Here is a 12,349-nt window from a genome sequence, read left to right on the forward strand (position 1 = left end):
TCAGCCGGTGCGCCCCCAGGGCGCCCGGCGGGCCGCGCGCAGCGCGCGTGCCCGGCGCAGCCCGGTCAGCCGGTCCGTGTAGACGGAGCCGTCGAGATGATCGCACTCGTGCTGGAGGCAGCGGGCGAAGAAGCCGGTCCCGTCGATCCGTACCGGCTCCCCCTCGATGTTCAGCCCCTCGACCACGGCGTGGTCGAAGCGGGGCGTGCCCGCCTCGATGCCGGGCAGCGAGAGGCAGCCCTCGGGGCCGCGCACGGTGATGCCGTCCGCTTCGACAAGGGTGGGGTTGACCACGTGGCCGAGATGACGGACGTCCTCGTCGTCGGGGCAGTCGTAGACGAACACCCGCAACGGCACACCGACCTGGTTGGCGGCGAGCCCGACGCCCTGCGCCGCGTACATCGTGGCGAACATGTCCTCGACCAGCCGGGCGAGCGAGGGCCCGAAGTCCGTGACCGGCTCGCACGCGGCGTGGAGCACCGGGTCGCCGAGGAGGCTCATGGTCCGGACGAGGCCGGAACTGCCGGGGATGGGGCGGTTTCGCATGACGGCCATCGTACGTTCCGCCTCCGTGTGCCCGGCCCCGCCGGGCACACGGAACAGGGCGGTGGCAGCTCCTGTGCACCACTGTGTTCAGACGATCGGCGTGGACACCGTGCCGATCCCGTCGATGCTCACCTCGACCACGTCGCCGGCCTTGAGGTACCACCGCGGCGTGCGCGCCCTTCCCACGCCTCCCGGGGTGCCGGTGAGGATCAGGTCTCCGGGACGGAGCGGCAGGATGGTGGAGATGTACGCGACGAGGTGGGCGGGGGTGAACAGCAGGTCCGCGATGCCGTGCTCCTGCACGGTCGCTCCGTTGACCGTGGTGCGCAACGTCGCGGCTGCGGGGTCGAAGGCGTCGGACGTGGTCAGGACCGGGCCCACCGGGGTGGAGCGCGCCCAGATCTTGCCCTGGAGCCATTCCGTCGTGCGGTACTGCCAGCCTCGCATCGAGATGTCGTTGGCCACCGTGTAGCCGGCGATGCAGTCTGCCGCCTCCTCCTCGCTCACCCTGTAGGCGGTCCGTCCCACGACGACGGCGAGCTCACCCTCCCAGTCCATCTCCGGGTCTTCCGGTACGGCCGCCACGGCGTCGGCCGGACCTGTCAGGGTGTCGGCGAACTTCGCGAAGAGGGTGGGGAAGGAGGGCAGGCCTCTGCCCATCTCCTCTATGTGGCCGGTGTAGTTGAGGCCGGCGCACAGTATCTTCGAGGGGTGGGGTACGACGGCGTCCAGCTCGGTCTCGTCGACGCGACGGCGGCGCCCGGTGGCGTTGCCCGCGATCTCGCGCCAGTTCTCCTCCCTCAACAGGGTTCCGATATCGGCGTAGCCGGGGATCTCGGTGAGCACCTCGCCGTCCACGCGGGCTCCGGCCGTCCCGTCGAGGGTGCGCACGGTTGCCAGTTTCATGTCTCTCTCCTCCTTGTTTCTCCGGCTGCCGCAGCCCGCTCCGCGACGTGGCCGCATGCGCCGGAAGACGTCTCAGGCGCCCGGGGCTGACGGCTCGGGGACGACCAGGTCGAAGAATCCCCAGTGCGAACCGGCGGGCAGGGTGCCCGAGAGCATCCGGCCGCACTTCTGCGTCACGATGTGCGAGGAGCCCCGGTGCTGGCTTCCGGCGTGGCTGTCGCGGAAGAAGCGCTGCAGCACGCCGTCCCTCATGACCTGCGCACCCGCGAAACGGTGCACGAGCTGGCTGATCTCCAGCGCGGTCCGGCCTGCGAGGCTGCAGGCGAGGCGCGACATCGTCTCCTGCTCGTCGCTGAGCTGAGCCCCGGCGGCGAGCGTCGACTCGTTGTCCTGCCAGGTCTCGCGCAGCAGCGCCATCGTGCCGCGGACGTGCGAGAAGTGGCGGGCGAACTCGGCGAAGAACTCATCGCTGGTGACCAGGGACCCCTCGGCGGGGTTCCTGCGCCGGGTCAGCTCGCGCAGTTCGTCGAGCATGCGCCGGCCGACACCCTGCGACCAGGCGGCCTGGTGCAGTCCGGCCGCCGGGGCGGGGCTCAGCCAGTTCGCGTAACGGCCTCGCCGCGCGTTCTCGGGACCGATGCCGAAGACGTACGTGTCGTCGACCGCCACGTCCTCGGCCCGGTAGTCGAGGCTCGCGGTCGCGCGCAGCCCGAGCATGTCCCAGTTGTCGCTGATCCGCACGGCCGACCGGGGCACGAGGCAGACCACCTGCTCCCCGGTCCCTTCGACCGTCGCCGCGAGATTGAGATGCGTGGCCATGGAGACTCCCGGAGCGAACTGCCAGACGCCACTGACCCGGTAGCCGCCTTCGTCGCGTACGGCCCGGCCCGTGAACGAGGTCGACTGCCCGGCCACCAGCGGGTACGTGCCGTCGGCGAAGAGTTCGGCCACCGCCGCGTCCCCCAGGTAGGTGGCCGCGATTCCCGTCTCACTCGTGAGGGCCCGTACGAGCCAGCCCAGCGAGGCGTCCGCATGGGACAGCTTCTCCATCACCTGGAGGATCTGGAGCGGGGAGGCGTCCATGCCGCCGAGCTCGGCGGGCAACATCAGCTTGAAGATTCCGCTGTCGCGGAGGGCATCCTGCACCACCGGCGTCGGTCGGCGCAGCCGCTCGCTGTCCGCGGCCTCGCTCTGCAGGAGCGGGTAGATGGCGTCCAGTTCCTCAAGGAGCCCGGAGATTTCGTCGTGTGTCTGCGTGCGGACCGTCACGGACGGCTCCTCTCGGGCTGAGCGCCGTCCCCGGCGCCGGCTTCGGTCTCCGGGGCCAGGGCGCTCCACTGGCCGCGGTAGAAGAGCAGGGGCCGGGTGTCGTCCTGCTGGCCGTACGACACCACGCGCCCGAGCACCAGGGCGTGGTCCCCGCCGTCGTAGCCCGCCCATGGCGTGCACTGGAAGTACGCCAGCGAGCCGTTGATCCGGGGCGCCAGGTCGTCCCCGACCCATTCGACGGGCCGGGACTGCGGCTTGCCCGCGAAGTGGAGCGCGGTGTCGAGCTGGTTGTCCCCGAGCACGTTGACCGCGAAGGGGCGCTCCAGCAGGTACGTCAGTGCGCGCGAAGACCGCTGCATGGAGACGAGCACGAGAGGCGGATCCAGGGACACCGAGGTGAAGGAGTTCACGGTGACGCCGTAGTAGCTGTCGTCGGCGCGGTAGGTGAGCACGACCACGCCGGTGGCGAAGTTGCCCAGCGTATTGCGAAGTTGACGGGGATCGGCGAGTGATGGGATCGCGGCGCTCGGCGCAAGGGTCTTTGCGTCAGCGGCTTTCTCATAGATCTCGGCGTCCCACATGATGTCGGTCATCCCGAACCTCCTGGATGAATCGTGGGTACGGCCCGCACAGGGGCCGGGGGGAACCGGCAGCCGCATGCGTCTGACATGGGCTGCCGGCCTGGGTCAACGGGCTTCTTCGGCGGCTTCCTCGCCCGCGACGAACGAGGTTCCTGTCCCCTCGGGCATCCGGTTCCTGAGCACCGGGTACAGGGCGAGTGCAGCGACGAACGAGACCAGGAATCCGAGGGCGGAGACATCGGTGGCCATCAGGACCATGCCGACGCCGGCGGACAGCACCAGCGTGGTGACTCCGGCCCAGTTCCAGTTCTCGACCCGGTGGGTGGCACGGTCGTACCGCGCCCTGCGCACCAGGTAGTAGTCCGCGATCATCACGCCGCACATGCCGAGGGTCATGGCGCCCAGATAGGCGAGGTAGGTGCTGAACTTCTCCAGGATCCCGGCGCCGATCATCACCAGCGCGATGATGTTTCCGGCGACCACCATCGCGGCCCTGCCCGGCTTCCTGCCCGTGAGGGCATCCACCAGGTTGACCAGGGAGAGCGATCCGGAGTAGGCGTTGATGGCCTGGGCCTTCGCCTGGGCCGCGTAGATGGTGACGAAGCCCATCCAGGCGGCGAACACGACGAAGAAGGCGCCCGTGTTCTGCATGACGAACGTGCTGCCCGCGGCAGCTGCCGCCTCCGGGGTCAGGCCCCTGTCGTGCGCCATGAGGTAGGCGACGACGTCGGGCATGCCGCCGATCACGACGAGCGATCCCAGGACGGTCATGACGATGTTCTGGGTGACCGGGCCGGCCGCGGCCAGGATCGTGACGTCGCGGCGCGTACGGCAGTAGCGGGCGAAGTCCGTCGTGACCAGGGCGATGGTTCCGGCTGTCGCGCCCATGACCGACACAGCGGCTTCGAACCGCGGCCACAGGCCTCCGGGAACGACGCCCGCGTAGCGGAACACGTCCATCGGATCGGCGCCCTCGATCACGTAGATATGAATGATCATGTAAATCGTGACGAGGATCGTGACCGCTGTCAGAACGCCGGACGCGCGCAGGGCGAGCTTGATGCCGAAGATCGCGAGACCGATCCACAGCAGCGTCATGAGGCCGTAGACAAGGATGCGTACCGCCCAGGAGTCGGGCAGATCGAGCATCAGCAGTGTGCCCTGGTAGAGAAGGGCGGACTCCATGGCCAGGAAGCCGAGGATCATGAACGCGAAGACGACCGAGCCGATCGCCGAACCCCGGAAGCCGAATCCGAAGAACCGGGAGGTGATCGTGCTGGACATGCCGGTTTGGAAGGCCATGCGGCCCAGGGCCTTGCCGAGGAACATCCCGAAGGCAGCCACGAGGGTTCCGACTATCAGGCCCACCGTGAAACCGGCGAGCACCACGGTGAATCCGGCGATGGCGAAGACGACGAGGGCGGTGGCCACGCTGATCGGGCTGAGAGCCAGCTGGTAGCCGCTCCGTCGCTCAGCCGTCGGGACGCTGGCCAGCGCATGGTCCTCCGCCGCGGCCGACAGCACCGAATCGGCGGACTTGGGGTTTCTTGTTGGTGACGACACAGTTTCCTACCCGTCGGAGAAGAAATAGCGCCCGTGGCGCGCTCCGCGTGGGAACGCGCCTGGTGTCGCCGTGATCGGTCAGTCCGTGCTGCATCCCGCGACGGCGACGGCCTCGATCTCCAGCAGGATCTCGGGCTTGGCGAGGGCGGCGACCTGAACCAGTGAGCAGGCCGGGAAGTTGCCGGAGAAGAATTCCTGACGGGCCTTCCACACCTCGGCGTTGTCGCTCATGCGCGTGACGAAGATGGTCATCTTGACGACGTCGTCCATGACGGCGCCCGCCGCCTCGACCAGGTCCTTGATCTTCTGGAAGACGACCTTGGCCTGTGCGTACGCGGTGTCGCCGAGGAGGGTTTCGCCGTCCGCCCCGCGCGCGGTCATCCCGGAGACCAGGATCAGGTCGTCCACCCGGAGGCAGTTGGACCAGGTCCTGTCCGCCGGCTCACGCACGGCATCGGAGGAGAATCGTTTCTTCTTCATGGTCGTGGTCCTCACAGGTCAATCCGGCTGTCCCAGGCGGACGTCCCGCCCCAGTTCACGCAGACGCTCTGACGGCGCATGAACCCCTGCCATGCGCCTGAGCCGGCCGTACGGCCCCCGCCGGTCTCCTTCTCGCCGCCGAAGGCGGCACCGACGTCGGCGCCCGTGGTGCCCATGTTGATGCGCACGATGCCGCAGTCGCTGCCCCGGGCGGAGAGGAAGGTCTCGATGTGGGTCAGGTCGGTGCTGTGCATGCCCGAGGCCAGCCCCTGGGCCACGCCGTTGTGGATCGCGATCGCCTCGTCGAGGTCCTCGTAGGCCAGCACGGAGACGATGGGGGCGAAAGTCTCCGACTGGGCGATGGCGAAGTGCGGTTCGACGCCCGTGACGATGGCCGGCTCGACGTACAGCCCTGGGCGGTCGATCACCCGGCCGCCGTACACCACGGACGCCCCTTCCCGCTCGGCACCTGCGAGGACTTCCCTGTAGTCCTCCACCGCCCGGCGGTCTATCAGGGGGCCCACGACGGTGTCCTTCTCGCGCGGATCCCCGATGGTGATCTGGTCGAAGGCCTTCTTCATCAGCCCGACCAGCTCGTCGGCGATGCTCACGTGGGCGATGACCCGGCGGGTGCTCGTGCAGCGCTGGCCGGTCGTGCCGACCACGCCGAACGTCAGCGCCTTCGCCGCGAGTTGCAGGTCGGCGGTCTCGTCGACGATGCAGCCGTTGTTGCCCGAGCACTCCAGCTGGTAGCGGCGCCCGAGCGTCGAGCCGACGATGTCGGCGACCTTGCGTCCCACGCCGGTGGAGCCGGTGAACGAGACCATGGCGACGCGGGTGTCGGCTATCAGCTTCTCGGCGACGGCGTCGTCAGCGGGGATGAACAGGGAGAAGACGCCCTCGCAGCCCAGCTCAGCCGCTGCCTTGTTGACCAGCTTCTGCAGGGCGATGGCGGTGAGCGGCACCTTCGGGCTCGGCTTCCAGATCACCGTGTTGCCGGCGATCGCGGAGAGGAACCCGTTCTGCGCCCAGACGGCCGCCGGGAAGTTGTACGCGCTGATGAGCCCGACGACACCCAGCGGCAGCCACTGGTCGTACATGCGGTGTTCGGCGCGCTGGGACTGCTGCGTGGATCCGTACATCATCCGCGCCTGGCCGGCTGCCAGGGTGGACATGTCGACTGCCTCACGGAGCTCGCCCCGGGCCTCCATCGTCGACTTGCCGGTGTCCAGCGAGACCACGGCCGCCAGACTGTCGATGTTCTCCTCGATCAACTGACCGATCCGGCGCACGAATTCGCCACGCCTCGGCGGCGGGACCATCCGCCACCTCTCCTGCGTCCCGACGGCGGCGGCGACGATCAGCTCGTAGTCCTCGGCGTCGGAGGCCGCCACCCGGCCCACTGTCTCTCCGTCGGCAGGGCAGCTCGCCTCGATGACCGGACGGCCCTCGACGGTTCCCCAGCCGAGCGAATCCGCGTACGAACCGGAATGCACCTGGTCGAGCCCGAATTCGGCCAGCACCTTCTCGCTGTCAAACAGAGTCGTGGTCGTCTCGGTCATCATCACTCCCCAGCAACGTCGTGGATTCAGCAGGCATACGGATACGGGTGAGCTCCTCATTCCTTCGCAAGGAAGTCCCCGATCGTCTCGTCGGTGTGGTACTCGGGCTTCTCGTAGTAGTGCGGGCCGTCGTAGATCTCGATCAGCACGCTGCGCTCGTGGGCCAGCGTCGGGCCGTGGGGGTGGTCCTTCGGGTTCATGTAGAACGAACCGGGACGCAGCCGCAGGCCGGAGTCGGTGTACTCGTACTCGCCCTCGAGGCAGTACATGAACTGGTTCGAGGCGTGCGTGTGCTTCGTCGGGATGGTGCCGCCCTTCTCGTACTCCAGAAGGGCGATGCTGGCGCCGGTTTCCGGGTTCTTGAAAAGGAAGTACTGGCGGAACCCGTAGTCGGGGTAGTCGATCCAGTTCTCGTCGTCGAGATCGACGGAATGGATCAGGACTTCGAGCGACTTCATGGTTGTGGGGTCGATGTCCACTGTTCACTCCAGACCCGGGCGGCCCGCGGCCACCCATGTGTCGTATTCCTGACGGCTTTCCGGGGTGCCGGGGAAGAGCCCGAAGAGGGACCGGCCGCGCCGGATCCCGAGAGCCGCGAACTCCTCGTACGCCGCCGCGTCGGCGGCCTCCGCGGCGATGTCCGAGGCCAGTCCACGCGGAACCACGACGACGCCGTCGCCGTCGCCCAGCAGGACGTCACCCGGGTAGACCGCCACCCCGCCGCAGCCGACGGGTTCGTCCAGCGCGACCGGGTGCAGGGCGATCGGGGTCGCCCTGGGGGCGTTGTCCCGGTGGAAGCACGGCAGCCCGGTCCTCCTGATGGCACCGGAGTCGCGGTAGCCGCCGTCCGTGACCACGCCCGACACTCCGCGGTTCTTCAATCGCGCCGCCATCATGTCGCCCATGGACGCCGCGTCCGTGGAACCGAACGCATCGATCACGAGCACCGCGCCGGGCGGGCACTCCTCGATCGCGCGCCGGTGCACGTTGTCGCTGCTCGCGTAGTCGGCGAGGGTGTCGAGGTCCTCACGCGCGGGGATGAACCGCAGTGTGTAGGCCGGGCCCACCAGCGGCTGCCCGCCGTCGGCCAGCGGCCGGACACCGGCCATCACCGCATTGCGCAGCCCTCGCCTGAGCAGCATGTTGGCCACGGTGGCCGAGCCCGCCCGCGCCAGCTGCTCCCGGACCGTTCCCGACAGTGGTCCGCCGTGCTTCGCCGGCGTCGCGCCGCTCACTGGAAGAACTCCAGGGGCGGACGGTTCCCCCACTGCGTGGTGTCACTGGCCGTGCCGTTGAACGTGCCCGGACCATGGGTGCCGTCCACGGTGTCGCCGTCGGTGTAGTGCTCGACACGGAAGCCGAACGGGTCCTTCCAGTAGTCGAAGATCTGGCTGCCGAGGAGGTGGCGGCCGACTCCGACGTCGAGGCCGTACCCCTGCTGGAGGAGGTAGTCGTGCGAGGACATGACCGCGTCCACGTCGGTCACCTCGAACGCGCTGTGGTGAACGCCCACCCAGTCCGACTGCAGCACGAGCAGGAAGTGGTGGTCCACGAGCTGCTCGCCCAGGTCCAGCCGGACGAAGGTGCCGACGACGGGGCCCTCTTCGCCCGGCGGGAGGAAGTAGTCGGACGGCAGGAAGTTGAAGCGCTCGTTCAGCCACGCCATGGAGGCGTCGTGATCCTTCACGTGGAGCACGAAGTGTCCCAGGCGCGCGATGGTGCACGGCGCGACGGACTGGCGGACGGGGGCGTTCACCCGGTTCTTGTCGCGGATGTTGTTCATCGCGAAGGGCTCCCGGTCCGCGAGCGGCTCGGCCTTCTCCCGGCCCCAGACCGCCCGGATCTCGATGCCGTCGGGCATGGTCATCGCGACCTCGTAGCCACCGCCGGGCTCCGTCGACTCGTTGACCGGGGAGGACCCCGGCTTCGCGGCGAGATCGACGAGATCGTCGAAGGCGGCGACCTCGACCGAGGCGCCGACGAAGCGCTGCCGGTCGGCCTTGCGGGTCACGTGAATGTGTCGCTGGGTGCCCGTCCCCCGCATGTACAGGGTCCGGTCGTCGCTGCCCTCGGCCCTCGTCATACCGAACGCGGTCAGGAACTTCTCCATCACTTCGAGATCGGGTGCCTCGTAGGTGACTTGGGCAGCATCAATTGCCGTAGCCACGGGTCCTCCTGTGGTGGGTGCGAGCGTGGCGGCGCGCTCTGTTCGTCGCCGCCTGATGAGCCGGGTCGCCCCGGGGACCGGTCCGAAGGACGGGCCGGGGGCCGCGCGGACGGTCAGCGCTTGAGGATGCTGACGTCGTCCGGTCCGATCAGGTCCGGCACGGTCCAGCCGTCGAGGTCGTACTCGTCCATGGCGCTCTGCGCGAAGTTCTTGCAGTAGTCGAGGAGACCGCTGCCCCGGGCGCCGAACAGGTTGGTCTGACGGGTCACGTCGTTGCTGCCGATGTAGTTGATCTCGTACAGCTCGTGCCGGGCGCCGAACTCCGTGCCGATGGAGTCCCAGAGCATCTTCATGACCTTGACGCGTTCCTCGGCGTCGATGCCACCCGTACCGCGCAGGTAGGTGTCCAGGTAGCCACGGATCTCGGGGGTCTTGAAGTCGTTGGCGTGGGAGTTGAGGTAGATCAGCCCGCTGGCCACGACCTGCTCGATGATGTTCTTGATCTTCGGCATGGCCAGCTGGTTCATCACCCGGTAGGCGCCGGCGAACTGCGGGTCGGGCTGGATCATGCCGCCCTTCCACGGCACCGCGCTCTTCGCCATCGCATCCGACAGCGCCCAGAAGGTGTTGCGCCAGGCGATGACTTCGCCGAGCTGGGACATGACGCCGTGGAACTGGCCTGCCCCGGTGACGTCGAGGGCGCGGGACAGCATCCCGACCAGGAAGTCCATCTTGACCGCGAACCGGGTGCACCCGTGCAGGGAGGCACGCTCCAGATAGCCCGAGTGGATGTTGTACTTGTTGGCCTGTTCGAGGTCGTTGTAGATGAACGCGTTCTCCCAGGGGATGAACACGTCGTCGAGCACGAGAATCGCGTCGTTCTCGTCCAGGCGGCTCGAGAGCGGGTAGTCGAACGGGCTGCCCAGCGCGGCGGCGCGGTACTCGTTGGACGTGCGGCAGAGCAGCTTCACGCCGGGGGCGTTCGTCGGCATGATGAACACGGGCGAGAAGGCAGGGTCCTGAACGGCGACCTGGCCCACGTGGCCGACGAAGGTGTAATGCGTGAGCGCCGACCCCGTCGCCACCACCTTGGCGCCCTTGACGTAGAAACCGGCGTCGGTCTCCCTGGTGACCCGGACGAACACGTCCTTGCCGGCGTCTGCACCGAGACCGCGATCGACCGGGGGGTTCATGATGGCGTGGTTGATGTACCACGTCTTCTCCTGGGCCTTGCGGTACCAGTTGCGCGCGTTGTCCTCGAAGCCGCGGTAGAACTCCGCGTTGGCGCCGAGGGTGCCGAGGAAGCAGCCCTTGTAGTCGGGGGAACGTCCCATCCAGCCCCACGTGATCTTCTGCCACTCGGCGATGGCATCGCGGGACGCCACCTGCTCCTCGACGCTCTTCGGCGCCTGGTAGAAGCGGTGGGTGAAGCCTCCCCACTCCGTGGGCGCGGTGAGGACGTCCTTGCGCGCGGGATCGTGCAGGGCGTCGTACATGCGAGCGATCATGCGGGCCGAGTTTCGGAACGCGGGATGCTCGGCGACGTTCTCCACCCGCTCCCCGTAGATCCACACCTCGCGGCCGTCATTGAGACTCTCGAGATACTCATCTCCGGTGAAGGGGATGTGTTCGCGTCCGGCAGAGTTATTTGCCGACTGATTCGCGTTTCCCATGTTCATGGACCGAAAACCCCATCTTCTCCCCCACGGAATGAATTACGTCGCCGGTCCAGGCCATACGCGATCAGCGATCCAGAAAGAAGGATTTACCTCACTGATCCGAAGCTGCCTGCGGCGTCGAATTGCTCGGAAGACTTACATGGGCGGTAGTGCCGGGCAATAGGAATCGTTGGGGCGCGAAGGGATCGGGCACGCCGGCCGACGAGCCGCAGGGCAACTTCGGTTCTGTCCACGAACCGGCCCTGACCAGGCAGTTTTCACATCCTCGGGGGTACGGCGACGGAGCCCGGGAAGGGTCATGAGTGACGCACGTCACAGAGAATTCATCTCGATTTGCGAGATGCACTCACGCCATTTCTCTCCCAGCCCATACGTGACACAGAAGAGGGGGGCATAGTTTCGTGTATGGCTCCGCTCACGAGCCGAGCGCACGCCGATGCTCCGCGACGATGCGAGTCGCTTGCAGCCAGCGCTCCATCAGCGGGCTGATCTCAGCCTCGCGGCTCCACAGAAGCGTCGCCTGCATGGGGGCGAGCCAGCGCGGAGGATCGAGGAGCGCCACCGCATCACTCCTGGCCGCGATGCGCTGGGTAACGGGAGCCACACCGAGCCCCGCCGCGACGAAGGCGAGGGCGGTCTGCGGCGTGGAGACTTCGAGGACCTCGAAGGAGTCGTCGTCCGAAAGGGCGGCCTCCACGACATCGGGCATGCCCACGAAGGCAGGAATCCGATACGGAAGGATCCAGCGGCCCCAGCCCTTTCCGTCGGGGTGTTCCTCTCGCGCACGATTCCGCGGAACAGCGAGCTTGATGTCGATATCCATGACGGGATACGAATCGCAGAAATCCGCGACGAATCCAGCGAACTGGCTGGGGCCGAAGGGAATGCAGCCCATGTCCAGGCGGCCGTCTCGAATACCCTGCACGATGACGTCGGGAGTGACGTCGGTCAGACCGACGCGAACGCCCGGAGCCTGGTCGAGGAACTCCGCAAGGACGTCGGCGATGATCTCGTTGATGACCATGGGCTCCACGCCGATGCGCAGCTCACCGAGCGCCCCCTCGCCCATCAGCTTCAGCGTCTCCACGGCGCGGTTCCGGTCCTCCACCAGGCGTCCGCCCTTGGAGAGGAGATAGAGGCCGGCCGACGTGGGGTGGACTCCCTTCGCCGTCCGGTCGAGAAGGCGCACCCCCAGCTCGGCCTCCAGCTTCGCGATGGCGTGGCTCACCGGCGGCTGCGTCATGTTGAGGTTCTTGGCAGCCTGCGAAACCGAGCCGGCCTCGACGACCGCCTTGAAGTACTCGAGCTGACGAAAGTCCATGGTGCCTGCCTTCCGTGGCCGCCGGCGCATGCCGACAAGCAGGCAGATTAGCCCCGCTTCCGGATCGGTTCCTCGACGTGCGTACGGCGTGGCCGGGCGCATGCTCGTGCAGGTCGCGGCCGTGTCGGCGGCAACCGCGAGGCACAGGATCGCGTAGCCGGCGCCGTCGATGACGTACCACGGCGCTGCCCGGCCGCCGACGAACGGTTCCGTGCGGGCCGGCCCGCACGGAACACCGAAAACCGGCCACCGGCGCGGCACGGGAGGGAGGGGGC

At 67.9% G+C, this 12,349-nt stretch carries 12 protein-coding genes; all 12 read right to left on the reverse strand.

Going from position 1 to position 12,349, the window contains the following annotated elements; all coding sequences use genetic code 11:
* The 12 genes from def to ACIOEW_RS27470 all read right to left on the reverse strand — a co-directional run bounded on the left by def (position 1) and on the right by ACIOEW_RS27470 (position 12,335).
* A complete protein-coding gene (gene def, locus ACIOEW_RS27415) occupies positions 1 to 546 on the reverse strand; it encodes a peptide deformylase (protein ID WP_362557417.1) in 546 nt (181 codons plus the stop codon).
* A gap of 87 nt (positions 547 to 633) precedes the next feature.
* Positions 634 to 1,452, reverse strand: coding sequence for a fumarylacetoacetate hydrolase family protein (locus ACIOEW_RS27420; protein WP_362555884.1), 819 nt, complete (start codon positions 1,450 to 1,452; stop codon positions 634 to 636).
* Positions 1,453 to 1,524: 72 nt separating this feature from the next.
* The gene (locus tag ACIOEW_RS27425) at positions 1,525 to 2,721 is read right to left on the reverse strand and encodes an acyl-CoA dehydrogenase family protein (RefSeq protein WP_362555882.1); all 1,197 of its coding nucleotides are present in this window, start codon (positions 2,719 to 2,721) and stop codon (positions 1,525 to 1,527) included.
* Positions 2,718 to 3,314: a flavin reductase family protein gene (locus ACIOEW_RS27430; protein WP_362555880.1), complete on the reverse strand. Its 597-nt coding sequence runs from the start codon at positions 3,312 to 3,314 to the stop codon at positions 2,718 to 2,720. The genes ACIOEW_RS27425 and ACIOEW_RS27430 overlap by 4 nt, the downstream gene beginning before the upstream one ends.
* Before the next feature lie 93 nt (positions 3,315 to 3,407).
* A complete protein-coding gene (locus ACIOEW_RS27435) occupies positions 3,408 to 4,865 on the reverse strand; it encodes a cytosine permease (RefSeq protein ID WP_362555878.1) in 1,458 nt (485 codons plus the stop codon).
* 78 nt (positions 4,866 to 4,943) lie between these two features.
* Positions 4,944 to 5,345 carry a RidA family protein gene (locus ACIOEW_RS27440; protein WP_362555876.1) on the reverse strand — a complete coding sequence of 134 codons (402 nt, stop codon included), beginning with the start codon at positions 5,343 to 5,345 and terminating at the stop codon, positions 4,944 to 4,946.
* A gap of 11 nt (positions 5,346 to 5,356) precedes the next feature.
* Complete coding sequence (locus ACIOEW_RS27445) at positions 5,357 to 6,907, reverse strand: aldehyde dehydrogenase family protein (protein ID WP_401966704.1); 1,551 nt, start codon at positions 6,905 to 6,907, stop codon at positions 5,357 to 5,359.
* A 56-nt stretch (positions 6,908 to 6,963) separates the two neighbouring features.
* The gene (locus tag ACIOEW_RS27450; RefSeq protein ID WP_362555872.1) at positions 6,964 to 7,365 is read right to left on the reverse strand and encodes a cupin domain-containing protein; all 402 of its coding nucleotides are present in this window, start codon (positions 7,363 to 7,365) and stop codon (positions 6,964 to 6,966) included.
* Between the two features lie 24 nt (positions 7,366 to 7,389).
* Positions 7,390 to 8,142, reverse strand: coding sequence for a dimethylmenaquinone methyltransferase (locus ACIOEW_RS27455; protein ID WP_401966706.1), 753 nt, complete (start codon positions 8,140 to 8,142; stop codon positions 7,390 to 7,392).
* Positions 8,139 to 9,074, reverse strand: coding sequence for a VOC family protein (locus ACIOEW_RS27460; RefSeq protein ID WP_401966708.1), 936 nt, complete (start codon positions 9,072 to 9,074; stop codon positions 8,139 to 8,141). Before ACIOEW_RS27460 ends, ACIOEW_RS27455 begins: the two co-directional genes overlap by 4 nt.
* Positions 9,075 to 9,187: 113 nt before the next feature.
* Positions 9,188 to 10,753 (reverse strand): 4-hydroxyphenylacetate 3-hydroxylase N-terminal domain-containing protein, encoded by a 1,566-nt coding sequence (locus ACIOEW_RS27465; RefSeq protein WP_362555867.1) that lies wholly within the window; start codon positions 10,751 to 10,753, stop codon positions 9,188 to 9,190.
* 415 nt (positions 10,754 to 11,168) lie between these two features.
* A complete protein-coding gene (locus tag ACIOEW_RS27470) occupies positions 11,169 to 12,335 on the reverse strand; it encodes a LysR family transcriptional regulator (RefSeq protein ID WP_401966711.1) in 1,167 nt (388 codons plus the stop codon).
* Positions 12,336 to 12,349 lie beyond the last annotated feature (14 nt).

It is taken from the genome of Streptomyces sp. NPDC087901 (assembly GCF_044742205.1).
Classification (GTDB): Bacteria; Actinomycetota; Actinomycetes; order Streptomycetales; family Streptomycetaceae; genus Streptomyces.